We start from the raw sequence: 22,282 nt of genomic DNA, 5'->3' as shown, positions 1-22,282 counted from the left end.
GTATTAGCTGTATCATAGTGGTAAATATCCAAATCACCGGAACCAAGCGATGACCACCCCGCTACTGATTTGCGATGACTCCCTGGTCGCTCGCAAGCAAATGCTCCGCGCCCTGCCTCCCGACTGGGATGTATTGGTCAGTTTTGCCTGCGATGGCGAGGAGTGTTTGCGCTACCTCGAGGCCGATCGGGGTCATATCCTGTTTCTCGATCTGAACATGCCAGTGCTGGATGGCTACGCCGTGCTGCGGGAAATTCGGGCCCGGGATTGGCCGACGCTGGTGATCGTCGTCTCGGGGGATATTCAGCCGGAGGCGGAACAGCGCGTGCGGGATCTCGGCGCCGTTCAGATGATCCGCAAGCCCCTGGACCCGGCGCAACTGCAAACGGTTCTGGTGGAGTTCGGGCTCTACGACCCCTCTGAGGATCGCCGCTTGGCGGTGCACCCGGAAAGCCCCGACCGCAGTACCACCTGGCATGATGTGTTGCAGGAACAGGCCAATATCGCCATGGGCCAGGCCGGTGACTTGCTGGCCCGCTTGCTGGGGGTGTTTGTGGAGCTGTCGGTGCCGAAAGTCAGCATGCTCGCGGCCAGTGAGCTCAATATGGCGCTGACCGCTGGCAGCAGCCACCACAAGTGGTCTGGCGTCAGTCAGGGATTCGTGGGCGGAGGCTTGGCCGGGGAAGCGCTGCTCTTGTTCAGTGATAGCAGCGTGGAGGACATGAGTGCCCTGCTCGGTTATCAGGACGACAATGCGCCGCACAAGGAGCTTGAAGTGCTGATGGACCTGTCCGGTATTCTGGCGGGCGCCTTCCTGAAAGGCCTGGGGGAGCAGTTGCACCTGTCGCCGAGAATCACGCCGCCCGTGGTCCTCGGCACCCACGTCACCATGGACGATCTGCTGCACCACAATAGCCACCTCTGGGAGCAGATGCTGAGCATCGAAGTGTCCTTTGCGGTGGAAAACCACAATATTCTGGGCAATCTGTTGCTGTTGTTCACCGAAGATTCGATTCCCCGGCTGCAGGAAACACTGGACTACCTGCGCCCCGACCCGGAGGGCGCCTCGTGAACCGTACCGAGTTTACCCTGAGCGATGTGCACTGGCTGATGGATCTGTTGCAGACCATCGAGGTGGGAATCGTGGTGCTCGACGGTGAAAACCGGGTGCGCTCCTGGAACGGTTTTATGGAAAACCACAGTGGCATCCGTGCCGACGAGGCCCAGGGCGCGGATCTGTTTCAGCTGTTTCCGGACCTGCCTCGGGAGTGGCTGGAGCGCAAGCTGCACACCGTCCGCCTGCTGAACACCCGAACTTTCAGCGTCTGGGAGCAGCGACCCTACCTGTTCCGGTTCCGCAATCGCCGCCCGATTACCGGCACCGAAGCCTACATGTTCCAGAACATCACCTTCTTCCCGCTGACCGATCAGCGCGGCGCGGTCGAAGGTGTCTGTCTGCTGGTGTATGACGTGACCGATATGGCGAGCAGCCGGCGCCAACTGGAAAAAAGCAATGCCCAGCTCAAGCGACTCAGCCAGACCGACGGGCTCACCGGGCTGCTCAATCGCAGCACTTGGGAGTCCTTCCTGCAGACCGAGTTCGAGCGGCACTTTCGCTACGGTTCCGAGGCGGCGCTGGTCATGTTGGACATTGATCATTTCAAACCGATCAATGATACCTATGGTCACATGGTGGGGGATGAGGTGATTCGTCAGGTCACCAGCCTGATCAAGTTCAACTTGCGTCAGCCCGATATCGCCGGTCGTTACGGTGGGGAGGAGTTTGCAATCATTCTCCCGGAAACCGATCTGGAAGGTGCCGAGTGCTTTGCGGAGCGGATTCGCTCGGTGATCGAGCATCAACCGCTCAAATGCCTCGATCAGACCATCGAAGTTACCGCCAGTCTGGGCATAGCGCCCTGGAGCCTGGCCTACCAGGATGCCGAGCAGTGGCTCGGAGCGGCGGATCAGGCGCTCTACGCCGCCAAGCGCCAGGGCCGCAATCAGATCGTGGTTGCCCCCCTTTCTGAATGATCTGACCCTGACCGGTGCCCGTAACCTGCCTTCCAGGATAAATGTCCGGAGGGGGTACCGTGCGGCGCGTAGGTTTGTATTGGTTCGGAGATGACTTGCGGGTATCGGATCAGCCGGGGCTGGCTCGTGCTGCGGCCGAAGTGGATCAGTTGATCTGCCTGTATGTGGTGGACTCCGCCTGGTTCCGGCCCGGTTCTCTGGCGTTGACCCGGCCGATGGGCATCCATCGTGAACGGTTCTTACTGGAAGCCTTGCGAGCTCTGGACACCAGTCTGCGCAGCCTGGGCCAGCATCTGAACGTCATCTGGGCGCGTCCGCTGGACATCGTGCCGGCATTGATTTCCCGCTACAGTATTACCCACCTCTATCGCAGCGACCACCCGGGCTATTACGAGCGGCGTGACTGGCAGTGGCTGCGCGACCACTACCCGCAACTGAGCTTCGTCGACATTCAGAATCAGACGCTGTTCAACGCCGAGCAACTGGGTTTTCACCTGACGGAGCTGCCAACCACCTTTTCGCAATTTCGCCGGCGCGTCGAACAGCGCCCGATTCCCGAAGCCCGGGGCTTTTTGTCAGCCCTGCCGCCGAGCCCGGCCGAAGGCCGCAAGATACCGGTTCCGCCCGAGCGCAACGGCTGTCGCTTTCGCGGTGGGGAAGATGCGGCCCGCATGCACCGGATTCGCTATTTCGACAGCGATGCGCCAGCCCACTACAAACACACCCGCAATGCGCTGGATGACTGGGCCTCCTCCACCAAGTTCTCGCCCTGGCTGGCGCGAGGCTGCCAGTCGCCGCGACAGGTCAATACCGCGCTGGTGAACTATGAACGGCACTACGGGGCGAATGAATCCACCGAGTGGATCCGGTTCGAACTGCTGTGGCGGGAATACTTTCAGTGGATGGCCCGCGCTTATGGCGCGGATCTCTATCGGTTTGGCGGTCGGCCGCGGCGCTCGTTAAATACCAGTTTTTACCCGGAGCGGTTTCGAAAATGGTGTGAGGGCGCCACGCCCTACCCGCTGGTGAATGCCGCCATGAACCAGTTGAATCGCACCGGCTATCTGTCCAATCGCGCCCGACAGATTGTCGCCAGTGCCCTGGTCAATGAGCTGCAGGTGGACTGGCGCTATGGCGCCGCCTGGTTTGAACAGCAGTTGATTGATTACGAGGTCGGCAGCAACTGGGGCAATTGGCAGTACATTGCTGGAGTGGGCGCGGACCCCCGTGGCGGTCGGCACTTCAATCTGGAAAAACAGGCCGCCCAGTTTGACCCCGACGGCAACTACGTACGCCGATGGGGCGACAACCGCGAGCTGACCCCGCTCGATTCGGTGGATGCCGCCGACTGGCCCATTGCCCGTTCGTGACAGAGCTTGAACCCATCAACCTGGTCTGGCTGAAGCGCGACCTGCGCCTGACCGATCACGCCCCTCTGGCCGATGCGGCGGCCCTCCCGGAGCCCCTGTCGCTGATCTATTGTTTTGAGCCGGAGTTGCTCGATGACCCTCACTACGATGAACGTCACTGGCGGTTCATCTGGCAATCGCTGGATGATCTAGATCGGGTACTGGCGCCCCTGGGCGGCAAAGTTCACCGGCTCTGGGGGTCGGTAACCGCACTGTTGGAAGAGATCTATCGCAGTCAACCGGTGGCGGGCCTGTTCAGCCACGAGGAGACCGGCCTGGCGGTGACCTTTGAACGGGACAAAGCGGTCGCGGATTGGTGTCGGACGCGGGGGGTCCCCTGGCATGAATCACCCACCGGCGCTGTTCAGCGCGGCTTGCCCGATCGTCGCCGATGGGACCGCGACTGGTATCGGACCCTGCGCGCCGCGCCGCGAGATCCCGAGCTGGCGCGCATCCGCTGGGCGGTTTTGCCCGAGGCGCTGGGGGTGGGCTTGTCGCCCGGTGCCTGGCGCCGGGCCAACCCGGCCTTCCAGGGCGGCGGCATTCGGGCCGCCCGCCAGACCCTGGCGAGCTTTCTCGAGCACCGGGGGCGGGATTACCGGCGGGCGATTTCCAGCCCCTCCGCCAGCCGTGAACACTGCTCCCGGCTCTCGCCCTACCTCGCCTGGGGGAATCTCAGTCTGCGTCAGGTGTATCAGGCCACGCTGGAGCGCCGGCAGGCGCCGGGATGGCGCTACGCCCTGACCGCGTTCAGCTCCCGATTGCACTGGCACTGCCACTTTATCCAGAAGTTCGAAAGTGAGTGCGCCATGGAACACCGGCCGGTCAACCGGGCCTACGAGGCTTTTCCTTACCGCACCGATGATCGGGTCGAAGACGACCTTCAAGCCTGGCGTGAGGGCCAAACGGGCATCCCGCTGGTGGACGCCTGTATGCGCTGTCTGCACCAGACCGGCTATATCAACTTCCGGATGCGGGCCATGCTGGTCAGCGTGCTGTGCCATCACCTGAACATCGATTGGCGCCGGGGCGTGACGCATCTCGCGCGCCTGTTTCTCGATTTTGAGCCGGGTATCCACTACCCCCAGTTTCAGATGCAGGCCGGGGTGACCGGCGTCAACACCATCCGCATCTACAACCCGGTGCGTCAGGCGGAGCAGCAGGATGCGCACGGCACTTTCATTCGCCAGTGGCTGCCGGAGTTGGCCGAGTTGCCGGTGCCGTTGCTCCATCAGCCCTGGGCGCTGGCGCCGATGGAGCGCATGATGTTTGATCTCGCCTACCCCGAACCCATTGTCGACCTGACCGAGGCCGCCCGTGCCGCGCGGGAGCGTCTGTGGGGCTGGCGCAACCGGGTCGAGGTGAAGCGTGAAGGTCAGCGTGTATTGGGGCGTCACGTGCGGCCGTCCTGAGGCGCATCGCCTTGACGATCCTGATATGAGCCTGTACGTTTATCCAGATTCGAGGCGCTTCCGGCCTGAAAAGGGACACAAAAACCGGTACACTGTCGCGCTCGTTTAACGCCATCAGAACCCCCAGTCACCAACCAGCGACCTGCCCATGGATGTATCCGCCCTGCTTAACGATCTGAACGACGCCCAGCGCGAGGCCGTTTCCGCCCCCGCCCATAACCAGTTGATTCTGGCTGGTGCGGGCAGCGGCAAGACCCGGGTGCTGGTACACCGGATCGCCTGGCTGATTCAGGTTGAGCAGGTATCGCCCTACTCCATCATGGCGGTCACCTTTACCAACAAGGCCGCGCGGGAAATGCGCGCCCGCCTGGAAACCCTGCTGTCCGATACCGGCCAGCCGGTGAATACCCGCAGCATGTGGGTGGGCACCTTCCATGGGCTGGCGCATCGGTTGCTCAAAGCGCACTGGCAGGATGCCGGGCTGCCCCAGAATTTCCAGATTCTCGACAGCGACGATCAACTGCGCCTGATCAAGCGGGTGTATCAGCGCCTGGAGCTGGATGAGTCCAAGTGGCCGTTCCGTCAGGCCCAGTGGTTCATCAATGGCCAGAAAGACGAAGGCCTACGCCCCCAGCACATCCCGGACAACGGCGATCCGTTTATTCGCACCATGCTGATGATCTATCGTGCCTACGAGGAGGACTGCCAACGCAGTGGCTTGGTGGACTTTGCCGAACTGTTGCTGCGCGCTCACGAGCTGTGGTTGCACAAGCCCCACATCCTGGAGCATTACCAGCGCCGTTTTCCGTTTGTTCTGGTGGACGAATTCCAGGACACCAACAGCATTCAGTACGCCTGGCTGCGGGTGCTCGCCGGTAAGACGGCCAAGGTCACCGCCGTGGGCGACGATGACCAGTCCATTTATGGCTGGCGCGGCGCGCGCATTGAAAACATTCAGCGCTTTACCGATGACTTCCCGGGCACCCAGACCATCCGCCTGGAACAGAACTACCGCTCTACCGGCACCATCCTGAAGGCGGCCAATGCGGTGATTGCCAACAACTTCGGTCGCCTGGGCAAACAGCTGTGGACCGACGGGGATGATGGCGAGCCGATCGCACTCTACGCCGCGTTCAACGAACAGGATGAAGCGCGGTTTATCGTTGAGCGCATTGAAGACTGGGTCAAGCAGGGCAACAGCTACTCCAGCTCCGCCATTCTCTATCGCTCCAACGCCCAGTCCCGGGTGTTGGAAGAAGCGCTGTTGCGCGAGGGCATTGCTTATCGCATCTATGGCGGCCAACGCTTCTACGAACGCCTGGAAATCAAAAACGCCCTGGCCTATATGCGCCTGATCGCCAACCCCGATGACGATGCGGGTTTCGAGCGGGTGATCAATACGCCCACCCGGGGTATTGGCGGAAAAACCCTGGATGCGATCCGCGAGTGCGCCCGGGATCAGAACCTGTCCCTGTGGCAGGCCTCGGCGCAGATCATTGCCAACAACGCCCTGCCCGCCCGGGCGGCGAATGCGCTCAAAGGCTTTATGCAACTGATCGACTCGCTCGCCGATCACAGTACGGAAGAACCCCTGGGCGACATCGCCCAGCTGGTACTGGATGAAACCGGGCTGCTGGAATTTCATCGCAAGGAAAAAGGCGAAAAAGGTCAAGCCCGGGAGGAAAACCTGCAGGAGCTGGTCAACGCCTGCCGGGTGTTCGATGCCGCCGAGGAAGACGAGCTGTCGGTGTTGCAGCAGTTCCTGGACACTGCCGCGCTGGATGCCGGCGAAACCCAGGCGGACGAGTTTGAAGACGCGGTCCAGTTGATGACCCTGCACTCGGCCAAGGGTCTGGAATTTCCACTGGTGTTTCTTGCCGGGGTGGAAGAGAATCTGTTTCCGCACAAAATGTCCATGGAGGACCCGGACCGGCTCGAGGAGGAGCGGCGCCTGTGCTACGTGGGTATCACCCGCGCCATGGAGAAGCTGTACATCAGCTATGCCGAAACCCGGCGGCTGTACGGCGCGGAAACCTTCAACGCCCTGTCCCGCTTCGTGCGGGAAATTCCGGCGGAACTGATTCAGGAAGTGCGCCTGAAAACCACCGTTACCCGACCCATGGGTTATGGTAAAGGCGATTACGGCCGGGCCAATAACGTCAGCCTGACCGATTCCGGTGAAGACACCGGATTCCACCTTGGCCAGCGGGTCAGCCACGGCGTATTCGGCGAAGGTGTTATCCTCCACTTTGAAGGCCAGGGCGCCCACGCCCGGGTACAGGTTAATTTCGACGATGAAGGCAGCAAGTGGTTGGTGCTGCAATACGCGAAACTGGTTCCCATGTAGGGCAGGCGGGTCCTGCCGAAAGAAAAACATAACAGCGCACAGTGACTATGAACGCAACCTCCAAAAACACAACCTCCAAACCCCGTTGGTCCCCTCTGATCATTCTGCTACTGGTCGCCCTGGTGGCGGCCCTGTTTTCCCTGTTGGTCATGGAAAAGGCCACCGACAAAGTGGCGGTCATGGTCGATGGTGAGGTGCAGGAGCAACGTGTGTACCAGTGGCGCATGGTCACCACCTGGCCGAAGGATTTTCCCGGCCTGGGCACCACCGCGCAGGAATTTGCCAATATGGTGGAGGCCATGAGTGGCGGCCGTTTGCAGATCCGCGTGTACGGCGCCGGGGAAATCGTGCCCGCCATGGGCGTGTTTGATGCGGTGTCGGATGGCAGTGCGGAAATGGGCCACGGCGGCAGCTACTACTGGCGTGGCAAAGCCCCCGCCGCACAGTTTTTTACCACCATTCCGTTTGGCATGAACGCCCAGGAAATGAACGCCTGGTTGCACCACGGCGGCGGCCTGGAATTGTGGCGAGAGGTCTACGCGCCCTTCAATATCATTCCCTTTCCCGGCGGCAACACCGGCATTCAGATGGCCGGCTGGTTCAACAAAGAGATTAACAGCATTGAGGACCTGCGCGGGCTGAAAATGCGTATTCCGGGTCTGGCGGGGGATGTGTTCAATCGCGCCGGTGGCAGTTCAGTGAATATCCCCGGCGGCGAACTCTATACCTCATTGCAGACGGGGGTGATCGACGCCGCCGAATGGGTGGGGCCGTCCAACGATCAGGCCTTCGGGTTTGATCAGATCGCTCGGTATTACTACTACCCGGGTTGGCAGGAGCCGGGTTCGACGCTGGAGCTGTTGGTCAACAAGCCCGCGTTCGAGGCGTTGCCGGACGACCTTCAGGCCATTGTCACCCACGCGGCCCGCGCCGCGAACCAGGACATGTTGGATCAATACACCGCGCGAAATCCTCGCGCGCTGAACGATATGGTGGCGAAAGAGGGTACAGAGCTGCGGCGCCTACCGGACGATGTGATTCAACGCCTATATGATATCTCCAGGGAACTCTTCGAACAGCAGGCCGAGGAAGATCCGCTGTTTCGAAAAGTGTGGGATTCCTATCGGACCTTTTTGGCGGACGTGACCGACTATCACAAAATAACGGAACACACCTATTACGACATTCGCGAGCAGGTAACAGCGGACGCGGTCGGGCCCGACGGGGAAGAATAACCAGCGTATTGGCGCAGGCAAAAAAAACAGCGGGGCACAAAGGCCCCGCTGTTTTTTTGGTCAACGCAAAATCAGGTTTACTGACGAATGCCTTCAATGTGCAGTTCCATGTGGACCACGCGCGATGCCGGGCCCAGATCATAGTCGATGCCGAAGTCTTTCAGGGTCAGCTCAACGTCGCCTTCGAAGCCAACACGGTAGCCGCCCCAGGGGTCTTCACCCTCGCCGACCTTTTCCACTTCGATGGTGATTTCTTTGGTGACACCGTGCAGGGTCAGGTCGCCGACGACATCAAATTCTTCGCCATTGTCTTCAACATTTTCAATGCGCTTGCTGACAAACTTGGCTTCGCCGTGTTTGTCGGTGCTCAGGAAATCATCGCTGCGCAGGTGCTTGTCACGTTCGGCGTGATTGCTGTCGATGCTGCTGGTATCGACGGTCACGGTGATTTTGCTGTCTTCGACCTTGTCGGCGTCGTAGCTGAAGCTGCCTTCGAAGTCGTTAAATCGACCGGTCAGCCAGCTGTAGCCCAGGTGCTGAATTTTGAAGTTGATGGCGGCGTGTGCGCCTTTGGTGTCGATCACATAGTCGGCGGCCATTGCCGGAACACTGGCCAAACCAATACTGCTCAGAGTCAATGCGGCTAACGTCTTTTTCATGGTCTTACTCCTTAACGGTTGAGAAACAAGAGTGGTTTACGGGTTGGGGTCGGATTTACCAGGGCGAAGCATACGCAGCAAGGTCCGATCCCGGATCACAAAATGGTGCCAAAGCGCCGCGCCGGCGTGGGCGAGCGCCAGAAGAATCAGCAGCCAGGCGGCGATCTCATGGATTTCTCCAACCAGATCGACGCCATCAGAACTCAATTGCCAGGTGGCGGGCACACTGAACAGTTCAAAAAAATCCGCGGAATCGCCCTTGGCGGTATTGATCAGATAGCCGGTCACGACCATCACCAGCATCAACAGATACAGGAGATGTTTCATTGAAGCTGCCGCGAGGCGGATCTTACGACTGTGGTTGGGCAGCGGCTGTGGCTTACCCCGCTGACTGACCCGCCAGCCGATTCGCACAATCAACAGCATGGCCAGCAACAGTCCGAGACTGACATGCAGTTTGGGGAGTTCGTGATAGCCCTTGTCGTAGTACGTCAGGTCCACCATGTAGAATCCAATGCCAAAAATGGCGATCACCAACAGAGCGGACAGCCAGTGCACGGTGATGGACAACCAACCGTAGCGTTGAGCATCGTCTTTTATCATGGACCTGTCTTCCTTCAACTGTATTCGCGACCCCATCGGGTCATTAAAAACTAGCAGAATACTGTAAAGGTAGCGGTTAAGATTTGTTAGTAAAGTCGTGTAAGCGCGGGATTTTGGCGGGATCGAGCAGGCGCGACTGTAAAGCCGCGCGCCTTTGGGAGGACGGTTATTTGGGCACCGGCCGGGTCCGGCCATTGTCGTCGATGGCGACATAAACATATTCGCCCTCGGTCACTTTGGTCATGTCGCGGTTACCGCATTCCTTGATCCAGACTTCGATCAGGGTGCGGATGGAGGTGCGCCCGACATCCAGTGTGCTGGCATAAACACTCACGGTCGCCCCGACAGGTACTGGCCGCAAAAACACCATGCTGCCCACGGCCACGGTAGTGACCCGCCCCTTGGCCACTTCCTGAGCGAGAATCGCACCGCCCAGATCCATTTGGGTCATCAGCCAGCCGCCAAAAATATCGCCATAGGGATTGGTGTCGGCGGGCATGGACAGGGTTTGCAGGGTCAGTTCACCGTGGGGGGTGGGATCCTCATCAATGCCTTGCATGGCCATGAACTCAGTACCTCGAATAATTCAGTAATGGAATGCTGATTTTACAGGGATAGTTGCTGCGGTAGCCAGGTGGCAAGCCCCGGCCACAGCGCCAGAGCACAGAGTACCAGCAATTGCAGCACAATAAACGGAATCACGCCACGATACAGGGCACTGGTGGCGACCGAGGCGGGTGCCACCCCACGCAGGTAGAACAGGGCGAAGCCAAACGGCGGGGTGAGGAAAGAAGTCTGCAGGTTGAGGGCAATCATGATCCCCAGCCAGATGGGATCGACCCCCATGGCCAGTAGCACCGGGCCCACTATGGGGACGACCACAAAGGTGATTTCAATAAAATCGAGAATAAAGCCCAGCAGAAAAATGATCACCATCACCACCAGCATGGCGGTGAACACCCCGCCCGGCAATTGATGGAAGAAGCCTTCCACCAGTTCTTCCCCGCCGAAACCCCGGAACACCAGAGAGAACAGCGAGGCGCCAATCAGGATGGTGAAAATCATGGCACTGGTCATGGTAGTGCTGCGGGCCACCTCTTTGAGTCGGGCGAGGTCGAGTTTACCTTTAAGCAGGGCCAGCAACGCGGCGCCGAGTGCGCCCACGCCGGCGGCTTCGGTCGGTGTCGCAATACCCAACAGGATAGAGCCCAGTACCAGAATGATCAGCGCCGATACGGGCACCAGACTGAGCCACAGACGACCGGTGGAAATCCGCTCCTCACTCGGTGCGGCGGGCGCGAGCGTGGGCCGCCACCGGGCGACCAGAAGCATGTACAGCAGATAGAGGCTGACCAGTACCAGTCCGGGGATCAGCGCGCCGACAAACAGATCCCCCACCGAAAGCGTCTCCGGGCTGAATATCCCCTGAGAGAGTTGGGCCCGCTGGTAGGCATTGGACAGGACGTCACCGAGCAACACCAGGGCGATGGAGGGCGGGATGATCTGCCCGAGGGTGCCCGTGGCGCAGATGGTGCCTGCGGCGAGCGACGGGTGATAGCCCTGGCGCAACATGGTGGGCAGCGAAATCAGGCCCATCGTCACCACGGTGGCGCCCACGATACCGGTACTGGCGGCGAGCAGCGCCCCCACAATGATGACCGACAGGCCCAGTCCGCCGGGCAGGCTTCGGCAGGCGCGGCTCATATTTTCCAGAAGCTCTTCCGCCAGCCGGGATTTTTCCAGCAGGGTGCCCATAAAGACGAACAGGGGCACAGCCACCAGGGTGTAATTGGCCATGATGCCGTAGATGCGGCTGGGAAAAGTGCGCAACAGGTTGGGCTCAAAGACGCCGGTCACGATGCCGAACCCGGCAAACACCAGGGCCACACCGGCCAGGGTAAAGGCCACCGAATAGCCGAGCATCAATACCGCGCAGACCGCGGCGAACATCAGCAGTGGAATCAGCTCGATCAGCATTCCTCCTCCCCGGCCTCATCGGTTGGCGCGCTGCCGGGGGCCGGATAGCCCATCAGTCGCAAGAGATTGCGCAGGACTTCTGCGACCGCTTGCAGCAGTAGCGTCACCGCCAGTAGAGGAATCAGGCTCTTGAGCAGGTAAACCCAGGGCAGGCCACCGGAGTCGGCCGAGACTTCCCGGATGCGCCAGGCGCTGCGCACGAAGTCCTGGCTGATCCAGCCAATAAACATCGCCAAGGGGATCAGAAACACCAGGCTGCCCAGGGCATCCACCCAGGCGCGCCCCTCGGGGCTGAAGCGACGATAGAGAATATCGACCCGTACCTGCTTGTGGTGCTTGAGCGCGTAGCCCGCCCCGAGCATGAACAGCGCGGCGTGCATGTAGGTGACGGACTCCTGCAGTGCCACCGAGCCTTGTCCCAGGCCGTAGCGCAGCAATACGACGGTGCAGGTAATGACGACCATGACCGGGGCGAGCCAGGCGACGGTGCGCCCGAGCCCTTCGGTGCAGGCGTCAAGCGCGCGGATCAGCGCACGAACGGCGGCCAGTGGCTTAGGAGTCTGGGTGTCTTCGGGCATTATGATTATGGAGTCTGGGTGCTTCGAAGCGCGCAGTATACCGAATTAGGGAGCCGGGGTGAGCCCGACTCCCGGTGTTCCGGACGGTCAGGACCCGGCCTGCACGCCCAACTGCGAGAGCTTGCTCTGGGCCGCTTCGCCCAGCTCGCCGCCGCCGGAGGCCACTTCACGGTAATAACTCACGGCCGCCTCGCGATCGCCTCGCTGTTGGGCCAGCTCACCCAGGTGGTAACTGCCAAGCTGGGTCGGCAGCAGCTGGCGACTCTGCTCCAGATCCTCCCGCGCCTGGCGAGTATTGTTCTGCTGTTTATGCAGCAGACCCCGGTAGACCAGTGGGCGGAAGAACTCCGGGTTGGCCGCGATGGAGCGGTCGAAGGCGGCAATGGCCTCGCCGGGCTGCTTTTTCTGCATTAACAACTGCCCTTTCAACTCCCAGAACAGGTTTTCTTTGGGCTGGTGGTCAATGGCCTGCTCCACTAAGGCCAGAGCGCGGTCATACTGTTTTTCAGATGCGGCTTTCTGGGCCTGCTGATACTGCTCGTAGGCGGGCTGATCGCGCCGCAACTGCGCCATGGCCCGATCGAAGGCCGCCTTGTTGCGCACGCCCCCGCCGTACTGCTCGGCCAGCGCCTTGTTCGCGTTGACGCGCTCCTGGGAGGGCGGGTGGCTGGCGAAAAGCCCGTCCAGCCAGTTGCTCTGACGACCTTCCGACAGTCGAACGAACGTCTGTTGCAGCTCTACGGCGGCCTGGGGGTCGTAGCCGGCTTCCACCATGTACTGGATGCCATAGCGGTCCGATTCGAGCTCGTGACTGCGACTGTACTTGGCCTGCCAGGCCATGGCGCCCACGCCGACTGCACCCATGGCCAGCCCGGCATACTCGGAATCGGACTGCGAAGCGGCCACTCCGGCGGCTAGCATTCCGGCCTGCAACAGCACATTGCGCGTTTGCTGCGAGGCGCTGTGGCGTGCGGCGGCATGGACAATTTCGTGGCCGAGTACCGACGCCAGTTGAGCCTCGTCCTCAAGTTCCACCAACAGCCCCCGGTTAATCGCCATCTTGCCGCCGGGCAGAGCCCAGGCGTTGGGGACCCCGTTATTCAGCACCACGATTTCATAGGGCAGGCCGGGACGATCGCTGACCGCCGCGAGCTTGTCCATGACCTGGCTGACGTAGAGCCCCAATTCAGGGTCGACGACATAACGGCCCCCCTGGGATTGCTGGCTCGGCTGATAGTTTTCGGCGCCGATCGCCAGCTCCTGATCGGCGGACATCAGGGTCAGTTGACGCTCCCCGGTGACCGGATTGACGGAACAGGCCGTGGCGCCCAGTATCAGGCCAGTGACGGCCAGCAGAGACAGACAGCGTTTCATGAGAGAGGTCCTCCAGTGACGGCATGGGCCCATCGGGTTCAATGGGCTCAGTGTGTATAATGTTGCCCTTTATAGCAGGGGGACCCGAATGAAGAAAGCGTTGCGCACCATCGAATTATTTGCCGGTACCCGGCCGGACGGCCAGCCGATTGTGGAACAGTTGCCGGTCAATGAACTGGAGTCCGGTGACCTGCAGCTGGTGCGCTCCCCCGCTTTTGCCCAGGGCATTGCCAGCGGCGACACCGTTCGGCTGCTACCCCAGACCCAGGAAATCGAGCTGGTGCGGCGCAGCGGCAACCTCAGCCTGCGGGTGTTCACCAAGGGCGATATGGCGCCCATTGCCGATGCGCTGGTGCCGGCGCTGGAAAAGCTCGGGGGTGAGCTGGATCTGCACAATGATCGTATGCTGGTGATCTCCATCCACGTCAGCTGCGGGTTTGAAACCATCGAAAAGCTCATGAACGAGGTATTGGGCAAAGACCCGGACAGCACTTGGATGTACGGCAATGTGTACGACCCGACCGATGGTTCGACGCCGCTGAACTGGTGGCAGGATGTGTTGAAGCCAGAGTAATGAAGCTAAAGCAGTGAAGCCACAGTAGTCCGCTGGAGCCGCAAAACGGCAGCACATGCCTGCCCTTACTAAACCGCCTTACCGACAGTGAGCGTTTTCGTTATGTTGATGTTGCTATCCCCCGCCAAAACCCTGGATTTCGAAACCGCGCCGGTCACCGACAAAGCGACCCAACCGGATTTTCTGGACCAGTCCCGGGAGTTGATTGGCGTGCTCAGGGATCTGGCGCCCCAGGACATCTCCAGCCTGATGAGCCTCAGCGACAAGCTCGGTCAGCTCAACTACGACCGCTACCAACAGTGGCACACACCCTTCACCTCAAGCAACGCCAAACAGGCGGCCCTGGCCTTCAAAGGGGACGTGTACACCGGCCTGAATGCTGAGCAGTTCAAGGCGGGCGATTTCACCTTTGCCCAGAAACATCTGCGCATCCTGTCCGGACTCTACGGGCTGCTCCGCCCGCTCGATCTGATTCAGCCCTATCGCCTGGAGATGGGCACCAAACTGGCGAACCCGCGCGGCGACAACCTTTACCAATTCTGGGGCGAGCGCCTGACCCAGGCCATCAACGAACAACTCGCTACCCTGAAGAACCCGGTGGTGGTGAATCTCGCCTCCAATGAGTATTTCAAATCGGTCCAGCCGAAGCGGCTCTCGGCGCCGCTGATCACGCCGGTCTTCAAGGACTGGAAAAACGGTCAGTACAAGATCATCAGTTTTTACGCCAAGAAGGCCCGCGGACTGATGGCGGCCTACGCGATTCAGAACCGCATCCAGGACGCCGAGGCGCTGAAGGCGTTTGATGTCGAGGGCTACGCCTATAATGAGGATCTGTCCAAGGGTGCCCAATGGGTGTTTACTCGCGATAACGCATAAAAAAGGCCTCTACAAACAACAAAAAGATCTTAACCGGCCCTTACATCTGCGGGCAGGGCGCGTAAAATCGAATTTCGAGTCAGGACACTCGTGCCGTTCAACGGTATTACCTGCGGCTTGAAGCCACCTGTTAACCAAAGGAAGTGACTCTTGTCTGTCAGCCAGCCCGCACTCAGTCGCGCTCTGCACCACTTGTCCCAAGTGGCACCGGTGTCTTACCGGCGCATTTTTGCGGGTATCGGGCTCTATCATCAGCAGCACCTGTTCGCGATCATGGCGGACGATCGGCTCTACTTCCGGGTCGACGACGCCTCGCGCCAGCCCTACCTTGACCGGGCGATGCCCGCCCTTCAGCCGCGCGGCGCCGGTTCTTCCGTCAGTCATTTCTACCAACTGCCCGACGTGGTCCTTGAAGACTCCTCCGAACTGTTGTTCTGGATGCGGGCCGCGGTAGAGGCCAGCCAGGCGCCACTGCCGGAGCCGGCTTACGTAACCGCCCCCACGCAATCGCCCGTACGCCGCTTTTCTGCCGGCTGAGCATTCCCCATTGGCGTCATAATCGGCTACCCTTACTCATTATTGGGCATGTTCGGCCGATACCCGTCCTGTCGGTATGCCAAAAAACAACGTGAGAGTGACTGAATGGCAATTCGCATTCTGGTGGTCGATGACGCCAGCTTCATCCGCGATATGGTGAAAAAGCAGCTCCGTGAACGCATTCCCGGGGTGGAGGTGTTCGAAGCGGTGGATGGCAATCGGGCGCTGGCGGCGATGAAAAACCAGACGATGGACCTTATTCTGTCGGACTGGGAAATGCCCAACATGAGCGGCGAAGAGTTGTTGCGCACGGTCCGCCAGCAGGCCGAAGGGGGCGATGTGCCCTTCGTCATGGTCACCAGCCGGGGCGATCGAAACCATGTGGTGGCGGCCGTCGAGGCCGGTGCTTCGGATTATCTGGTCAAACCCTTTACCCCGGAAGAGCTTCTGCGCAAGGTGACCAAGCAGTTGGCGCGCGTGGGCAAAGTCCCGAAAGCCGGTGCTCACAGCGCGGCCCAGGGGGTCGCGGCGCACTCGGTCAATGTGCTGACCGGCGGTGCAGCGCGCTCCCCGAAACCGGAATCCCGGCCATCCTCCTCTTCAACCAAAAAACTCAAGGGTCGGGCCCAGTTGCGGCTCGGCAACCGAGGTGAGGGGTTGCGCTGTGTGCTGCGGGAGCTGTCTCCCGATGCCTTGACCGGATTGATTCAGCGTACCGATGCCCTGCCCCGCCTGTTTGACGCCGTGGTGGTGGATATCGAATCCGATGAGGGCGAGGCACCGTCGCAACTCAATGGCTATATACACAGCCTTCAGGCGGCCGAGGCCAATCCCGATACCCAGGTGGTTCGGGTGACGGTGCGGTTCGTCGACCAGGACGAAGAAAAGCAATCCGCTCTGAAACGCTACCTGGAGCGGTTATAACATCGGAATGGAGGTTATCCCTTCCGGCAATAACGATAATGATGAGTAGCAGTATGATGTGGCGGTTTGATCCTCTTCCGGAAGACAGTGTGCCCCTGATGGCCGAGCATAATCCGGGTCTGGTGCTTCTGGCGGTACTTCTGGCGATTCTGGCCGCCTCGACCTTGTTGCCGGTTCTGGAGCGCTGCCGTTCCGCCGCTTCGCTCCGCTCGGGCTGGGGCTGGGTGTTGGCCGGTGCCCTGGCCATGGGTTGCGGCGTCTGGGCGATGCATTTCACCGCGATGCTGGCGCACCGTCTGCCGGTGGCGGTGACCTACTCGCCCGGTATCACCTTCCTGTCGATGGTGCCGATTGTGCTCGGCGCCGCTGGCACCCTGCTCTGTGCCCGCCTGCCCCTGCCCAGAAAACACCGCCTCTGGATCGCGGCCCTGTCGCTCGGATTGGGTGTGGGTGCCATGCACTATGTGGGCATGGAGGCCCTGATGGCGGCGGTCAGCATGCATTACCGACCGAGCCTGTTTGTGCTCTCTCTGGTGGTCGCAGTCGGTGTCGCCTGGCTGGGGCTGGGCAGTAATATCTGGTTGCTGCGGCATGTGCGCCGAATCTGGGCCTATTTGATTGGCGCGACCATTCTTGGCCTGGCGGTGTCCGCCATGCACTATGTGGCCATGGCCGCCACGGAGTTTGTGCCCAGTTCGCAGGGCGAAGTCATTGGTCTGGCCATGGACTATCAGGTGTTGAGCATTCTGGTGTCGGTGGCGGTGACCATCATCATCGCGCTGCTCTTCCTCGCGGTTCTGCTCGATCGTCGGTTCAGTCTGATCAGCGCGTCCCTGAGCAGCAGCGAAAAGCGTTTCGAGCTGCTGGCGCAAACCAGCGAGAGCGGCATTTTTACCTGCGAGCAGTCGTTCGACTACATCAATCCGGCAATGAGTGTCATCACCGGCTACAGCGAGGGCGAGCTGTACCAGATGCCGGTGTCCGATCTGCTTGGTTTTGATCCCGATCTGGAATTCACCGGCCGTGCTCAGGATGAGCATCTGTACCGGGAAACCTTTGTTACCACCAAGCAGGGTCATCACCGGTGGCTGTATGTGACGCTGGGGCGCCTGCAGAGTGGTGCCAGGGGATATCTGGGTAGCGCCTTTGACATTACCGAGCGCAAACAGATGGAGCAGGAGCTTCGCTACCTGGCATTCAATGACCCCTTGACGGACCTACCCAACCGCAAGTTTTTTATGAACCGGCTGAGCGCCTTGGTCAATGAGTGGGCCCAACGGCCTCGCTCGGACTCGATGACGCCGCCTTTCGCCGTGATGTTTGTGGACGTCAATCGGTTCAAACTGATCAATGACAACTTTGGTATGAGCAAGGGCGACCAGTTGCTCAAGGTCATCGCCCGGCGAATCAAGTCGGCTCTGCCCCGGTCGGGATTGGTCTCCCGGGTCGGCGGAGACGAGTTTGCAGTTTTGTTTGAGGGCGCTCCCCAGGTTCAGTTGATTGAGCGGGATGCGGAGCGGTTGCACCAGGCCTTTGAGCAGCCGTTTCGGCTGGGGGAGCAGGAGTTCTTTCTCTCTCTGAGTGTGGGTATTGCTCTGTTTCATCCCCGCTATCGTGACGCCGAAGCACTCTACCGGGATGCGACCCTCGCCAAAGAGCGGGCCAAACAGCAGGGCCAGACCCGCAGCTGTGTGTTTGATGCGGTCATGCACCAGAGCGCCCAGGGGCGTCTGGCTCTGGAGCGGGACCTGCGTCAGGCGCTGAAAGACGAGGCGTTCGAGCTGTTGTATCAACCGATCGTCCGCTTGCCGGACGGTGAGTTGACCGGGTTCGAAGCCCTGATCCGCTGGCGCAAACCCGATGGTTCCCGCGTCTTTCCCGGCGAGTTTATCGCCTTGGCCGAGGAGACTGGCCTGATCAATCCTCTCGGCGATTGGGTCCTGCGTGAGGCCTGTCGGCAGATCGGGCAATGGCAACGGAACGAGGGGGCGGAGCAGGATTTCTATATCAGCGTGAACCTGTCCAGTGTGCAGTTTTTCCAGGCGAACCTGATCGAGACGGTACGCTCGGCCATGAGTGAGCATAGCGTCCAGCCCGGTCAGCTGAAGCTGGAGCTGACCGAGGGTATTCTGGTGGATGACAACCCGCAGATCGTGGACCGGATGCGTCAGCTTCTCGCCATGGGCTGCGGCATCATGGTGGATGATTTTGGCACCGGCTACTCGTCGCTGAGCTATCTGCAGCGATTTCCGCTGGAGGTGCTCAAGATTGACCAGAGCTTTACCGCCAAGATCAAGGAAAGCACCGGCCTGCACCTGGTGCGGGCCATCATTTCCATGGCCCATGCACTGGAGCTGGGGGTGATCGCCGAGGGAATTGAAAGCGAAGACGTCGCGCACTGCCTGGCGGGGCTTGGTTGCGAGCTGGGGCAAGGCTATTACTTTGCGCGCCCGCTGTCCGCCGATCAGGCCGGTCGTTGCTTTGAATCACCTCAGGCAGCGATCGGCGCGCATCAGAAGGGCCACCACTGAGTGGGCAGTTGGTCTTTCTGAATCAGGGCGGCGATATCCATACTCAGTGCGACCCCGGCATGGACCAGCACACCGCCCCAGATTGAGCGCGAGCGCAGCGCCAGTATACCCAGAAACAGGCCAAACAGGATGGCCCCGGTGGCTTCCAGCCAGAGCTTGGGGAAGTGGATCATCAGGTAGGGTACGCACATGATCCAGATCGCATTGGCCCCGAGCGCGGGCTGCACCGCCCGCAGCATGTAACCCCGGAAAAAGAATTCCAGCACCACGAACTGGGTCATATAGAGCGCTTCCCAGGCCAGAAAATCCAGCCAACTGCGCCCCGCGTGGGGGTAGAAGGGGTAGTGATTGACGAAATCTTCCCCCTGACTCACCAGAACCACAAACACCAAAATCGGGCTCAGCAGTAGCAGGTAACCCCGCCAATGCCGATGGGTTTCGCCCCAGCGCCAGCCAAAATCGCTCACCCGCTCGCGCCACAGGTATCGGATCACCAACGCCGGAATCAACAGAAAACAGATCAGGTGCCATCCGGTCCACCAGGCATAGCCCAGCAGATGTCGCCACTGGGACTGAAGCAGATCGTTGGTGTAGTGGTCGCCTGGCAGGGACTGCAACTGCGCCAGCCAACCGAGCAGCTCGTACAGCAGGTAGGAGTTCTTCGCGTAGTGCAGAATCAGCAGGCAGACACTGACGCTGGCGAGGGTAACGAACACTCGGCGCAGGGCGCGGGGGCGGCTCAGTTGGTAGGCGTCGGGGCTCTGATCGATTTCATCCAGGCAGTCCAGAATACGGCCGGGATGCAGAAACGGTCGGGACCTTGTGAGAGACGGTTGAGGCATGAGGTGGCTCGACGAATCCGTGGCAAAGAGGCGCTATTTAACCTGATTTAGGCGCCGGTTGCGAACCTCATTGCCGGTCGGTCTGCCGGTACGGGAGGTGCGCTCGTGCCTCGTCGCGATAGCCCAATACCTCCTCACGCTCGCGCGCCACAAAGTGTTGCACCGCCTCCTGAAAGGCCGGCTCCATCAACTGGTGAAACGAGGTGGTCAGCCGGGGTTCGAAGCCCCGGGCCAGCTTGTGTTCGCCCTGGGCACCACCATCAAAGCGCGCCAGCCCTCGCGCCAGGACAAAATCCAGCCCCTGGTAGTAGCAGGTTTCAAAGTGCAGAAATTCAAATTCCGCCCGACAGCCCCAGTAGCGGCCATACAGGGTGTTGCGGTCGAACAGGAACAGGGCGGCGGCAATTGTTTCCTCCCCCAGCCGAGCCTGTACCATCAGGGTCTGCTCGGGCATCCGCTCACCCAGTTGGCGGAAAAACGCCGGGGTCAGATAGCCACCGTGGCCACTGCGCTTGAGGTAAGTCAGTTGGTACAAGCCATAAAACAGCGTCCAGTCTTCGTCCTGAATGTCCGCTCCGACTTTCCACTGAAAGTGAAAGCCCTGGTCGGCGACCTGGCGACGTTCCTTGCGCAGGTTCTTGCGTTTGCGGGAGCTGAGCTGGCCGAGAAAATCTTCAAAATCCCGATACTGGCGGTTTATCCAGTGGAACTGGCAGCCGGTGCGCTCCGCCAACCCGGCTGGCCGCAGCGCCTCGGCCTGCGTCTCGTCGGGAAACAGGCAGTGCCAACCCGAGGCGCCCAGGGTCCGGGTCTGCTGCTGCAGGGCGGCGATGGCCGCGGGCCAATACTGGGCCTCCTGCCCCGCCGCCAGCAACCGCGGGCCCGTGCAGGGGGTAAATGGAATGGCGCTGATCAGTTTCGGGTAATAGTCCAGCCCGTGCTCGGCGTAGGCCTGGGCCCAACCCCAGTCGAACACGTATTCGCCGTAGGAGTGATCCTTGCGGTACACCGGCATCGCCGCCTTGAGGTCGCCCTGGTCGTCGCGTAACAGCAGGTGCTGAGGTTGCCATCCGGTGTCCGCTCCGACGCTGCCGCTGTCTTCCAACGACGCCAGAAAGGCATGCCGGGTAAAGGGGTAATCCGATGGGCAGAGGCGGTCCCAGTCCTCGGGACTGACGGCGTCAATGCGATCGATGAACTCTGGGGTCATGGCGGTGCCTGTCGGGCCTGTTGCAGCAGAATCGGGGCTTCCACCTGGCGGTAGTAGTCGGTGAACAGCTCGAGAAAGCGGTATACGACCTCCCGGGCGTAACGGTTCTCCGAGTTGGACAGAAACACCAGCCCGAGCTGCAGCTCCCGGTTGAACAGCACCTCGGTACGGGTGCCCTGCACCCAACCCCCATGGTGGACGAACTGGCGGTGCTCGCCAAAATCGAATACTCGCCAACCCAGGCCGTAGTGAATGTTGCGCAGCTCGGGGTGGGCCCGATAATGCGCCTGACGGTAACTGGTGGCAACCCGGGGGCTGTGCAACTGGTCGAGCACTTCGTGGGGCAGCACATCGGGGCGCTGTCCCAGCTGGGCGCGGACCCACAGAGCCATATCGGCAATACTGGCATTGGCGCCGGCCGCCGGCGCCACATTGTAGTAGTTCCGGTCGGGTTCTACGGGTGCCCAGCGGCCGCGCCGTTTGATATGGGGCGTGGCCCGGTTGGAGTTGCTGGTAAACGCCCGCCAACCAAAGGAAGCGGTTTTCATGCCCAGTGGTTGAAACAGGCGTCTGCGGGTGAAGTCTTCGTAGCGCTCGCCGGTCGCCGCCATCAGAAGGTCCCCCACCAGGCTGAAGGCCACGTTCTGGTAGCTGTAGCAGGTGGATGGCGGGCAGATGAAGGCCACTTCGTCCAGCCGCCCGATCACCTTCTGGTAGGGCACATTGGCTTCGATCAGGTTGGTGTAGGCCTGGGGCATCAGTCCGGTGGTGTGGGACAGAAGGCTTTGCAGGGTGATTTTATCCCGGTAGTCCGGGTTTTTGACATCCAGCGGGAGAAACTGACTGACCGGCGTCTGCCATTGCAGGGCCCGGTCGTTCACGGCGACCCCGGCAGCGGTACCGGCGATGGTTTTGGATACCGAGGCGAGGCGAAACAGTGTGTCCCGGTTAATTGGCTCGTTCTCGCCGACCCTGCGCACACCGTAGCCACGTAGCAGTTCGATCTGCCCGTTGGCAATGATGGCCAGTGCCGCGCCGGGAATATGGGGCATCACCTCTTCCACTACGTACTGTTCGGTGGCCTGAACAAAATCGACCGGGCGATGCGCCAGGTCATTATCGGCCCCTGCCAGAGAGGACAGCAAAAGAACGGGCAACGC

General features: G+C 60.7%; 20 protein-coding genes. 11 read left to right on the top strand and 9 right to left on the bottom strand.

Annotated elements, in window-relative coordinates; genetic code table 11:
- The first annotated feature begins 49 nt into the window (after positions 1–49).
- The 6 genes from EDC38_RS16695 (at position 50) to EDC38_RS12155 (ending at position 8,437) form a co-directional block, all read left to right on the top strand.
- Positions 50–1,072, top strand: a complete 1,023-nt coding sequence (locus EDC38_RS16695; protein ID WP_123638740.1) for a response regulator — start codon at positions 50–52, stop codon at positions 1,070–1,072.
- The gene (locus EDC38_RS12175) at positions 1,069–2,034 is read left to right on the top strand and encodes a sensor domain-containing diguanylate cyclase (protein ID WP_246004408.1); all 966 of its coding nucleotides are present in this window, start codon (positions 1,069–1,071) and stop codon (positions 2,032–2,034) included. The genes EDC38_RS16695 and EDC38_RS12175 overlap by 4 nt, the downstream gene beginning before the upstream one ends.
- Positions 2,035–2,093: 59 nt before the next feature.
- Positions 2,094–3,404 carry a DASH family cryptochrome gene (locus EDC38_RS12170; RefSeq protein WP_246004407.1) on the top strand — a complete coding sequence of 437 codons (1,311 nt, stop codon included), beginning with the start codon at positions 2,094–2,096 and terminating at the stop codon, positions 3,402–3,404.
- A complete protein-coding gene (locus EDC38_RS12165) occupies positions 3,401–4,855 on the top strand; it encodes a cryptochrome/deoxyribodipyrimidine photo-lyase family protein (RefSeq protein WP_246004406.1) in 1,455 nt (484 codons plus the stop codon). The genes EDC38_RS12170 and EDC38_RS12165 overlap by 4 nt, the downstream gene beginning before the upstream one ends.
- Positions 4,856–5,003: 148 nt before the next feature.
- Positions 5,004–7,202, top strand: coding sequence for a DNA helicase II (gene uvrD / locus EDC38_RS12160; RefSeq protein WP_123638737.1), 2,199 nt, complete (start codon positions 5,004–5,006; stop codon positions 7,200–7,202).
- Between the two features lie 47 nt (positions 7,203–7,249).
- Positions 7,250–8,437 carry a TRAP transporter substrate-binding protein gene (locus EDC38_RS12155; protein ID WP_123638736.1) on the top strand — a complete coding sequence of 396 codons (1,188 nt, stop codon included), beginning with the start codon at positions 7,250–7,252 and terminating at the stop codon, positions 8,435–8,437.
- 77 nt (positions 8,438–8,514) lie between these two features.
- Here EDC38_RS12155 and EDC38_RS12150 read toward each other — a convergent pair whose 3' ends face one another.
- The 6 genes from EDC38_RS12150 to EDC38_RS12125 all read right to left on the bottom strand — a co-directional run bounded on the left by EDC38_RS12150 (position 8,515) and on the right by EDC38_RS12125 (position 13,628).
- Positions 8,515–9,096: a YceI family protein gene (locus EDC38_RS12150; RefSeq protein ID WP_024461746.1), complete on the bottom strand. Its 582-nt coding sequence runs from the start codon at positions 9,094–9,096 to the stop codon at positions 8,515–8,517.
- Positions 9,097–9,132: 36 nt separating this feature from the next.
- Positions 9,133–9,699, bottom strand: a complete 567-nt coding sequence (locus EDC38_RS12145; RefSeq protein ID WP_123638735.1) for a cytochrome b — start codon at positions 9,697–9,699, stop codon at positions 9,133–9,135.
- 166 nt (positions 9,700–9,865) lie between these two features.
- The gene (locus EDC38_RS12140) at positions 9,866–10,258 is read right to left on the bottom strand and encodes an acyl-CoA thioesterase (RefSeq protein WP_123638948.1); all 393 of its coding nucleotides are present in this window, start codon (positions 10,256–10,258) and stop codon (positions 9,866–9,868) included.
- A gap of 47 nt (positions 10,259–10,305) precedes the next feature.
- A complete protein-coding gene (locus EDC38_RS12135) occupies positions 10,306–11,673 on the bottom strand; it encodes a TRAP transporter large permease (RefSeq protein ID WP_211331127.1) in 1,368 nt (455 codons plus the stop codon).
- Positions 11,670–12,254 carry a TRAP transporter small permease subunit gene (locus tag EDC38_RS12130; RefSeq protein WP_123638733.1) on the bottom strand — a complete coding sequence of 195 codons (585 nt, stop codon included), beginning with the start codon at positions 12,252–12,254 and terminating at the stop codon, positions 11,670–11,672. Before EDC38_RS12130 ends, EDC38_RS12135 begins: the two co-directional genes overlap by 4 nt.
- Before the next feature lie 87 nt (positions 12,255–12,341).
- Positions 12,342–13,628 (bottom strand): M48 family metalloprotease, encoded by a 1,287-nt coding sequence (locus EDC38_RS12125; protein ID WP_123638732.1) that lies wholly within the window; start codon positions 13,626–13,628, stop codon positions 12,342–12,344.
- Between the two features lie 88 nt (positions 13,629–13,716).
- On the opposite strand from EDC38_RS12125, the gene EDC38_RS12120 reads away from it, so the two are divergent.
- The 5 genes from EDC38_RS12120 (at position 13,717) to EDC38_RS12100 (ending at position 19,070) form a co-directional block, all read left to right on the top strand.
- Entirely contained in the window at positions 13,717–14,202 is a 486-nt protein-coding gene (locus EDC38_RS12120) for a DUF4265 domain-containing protein (RefSeq protein ID WP_123638731.1), read from the top strand.
- 102 nt (positions 14,203–14,304) lie between these two features.
- Positions 14,305–15,078, top strand: a complete 774-nt coding sequence (gene yaaA, locus EDC38_RS12115; protein WP_123638730.1) for a peroxide stress protein YaaA — start codon at positions 14,305–14,307, stop codon at positions 15,076–15,078.
- 150 nt (positions 15,079–15,228) lie between these two features.
- The gene (locus tag EDC38_RS12110) at positions 15,229–15,615 is read left to right on the top strand and encodes a TfoX/Sxy family protein (RefSeq protein ID WP_123638729.1); all 387 of its coding nucleotides are present in this window, start codon (positions 15,229–15,231) and stop codon (positions 15,613–15,615) included.
- 105 nt (positions 15,616–15,720) lie between these two features.
- Positions 15,721–16,539: a response regulator gene (locus EDC38_RS12105; RefSeq protein ID WP_123638728.1), complete on the top strand. Its 819-nt coding sequence runs from the start codon at positions 15,721–15,723 to the stop codon at positions 16,537–16,539.
- Between the two features lie 53 nt (positions 16,540–16,592).
- Entirely contained in the window at positions 16,593–19,070 is a 2,478-nt protein-coding gene (locus EDC38_RS12100) for an EAL domain-containing protein (RefSeq protein WP_170162915.1), read from the top strand.
- On the opposite strand, the gene EDC38_RS12095 is transcribed toward EDC38_RS12100, so the two are convergent.
- The 3 genes from EDC38_RS12095 to EDC38_RS12085 all read right to left on the bottom strand — a co-directional run bounded on the left by EDC38_RS12095 (position 19,052) and on the right by EDC38_RS12085 (position 22,279).
- Complete coding sequence (locus EDC38_RS12095; RefSeq protein ID WP_123638726.1) at positions 19,052–19,912, bottom strand: CPBP family intramembrane glutamic endopeptidase; 861 nt, start codon at positions 19,910–19,912, stop codon at positions 19,052–19,054. The two genes, EDC38_RS12100 and EDC38_RS12095, sit on opposite strands and share 19 nt — an antisense overlap.
- 67 nt (positions 19,913–19,979) lie before the next feature.
- Positions 19,980–21,122, bottom strand: a complete 1,143-nt coding sequence (locus EDC38_RS12090) for a GNAT family N-acetyltransferase (protein WP_123638725.1) — start codon at positions 21,120–21,122, stop codon at positions 19,980–19,982.
- Positions 21,119–22,279 (bottom strand): serine hydrolase domain-containing protein, encoded by a 1,161-nt coding sequence (locus EDC38_RS12085; RefSeq protein ID WP_170162914.1) that lies wholly within the window; start codon positions 22,277–22,279, stop codon positions 21,119–21,121. Before EDC38_RS12085 ends, EDC38_RS12090 begins: the two co-directional genes overlap by 4 nt.
- Positions 22,280–22,282 lie beyond the last annotated feature (3 nt).

Origin of the sequence: Marinimicrobium koreense, from assembly GCF_003762925.1 — a bacterium.
GTDB lineage: Bacteria > Pseudomonadota > Gammaproteobacteria > Pseudomonadales > Cellvibrionaceae > Marinimicrobium > Marinimicrobium koreense.
This window is presented reverse-complemented; position numbering and strand designations above follow the sequence as displayed.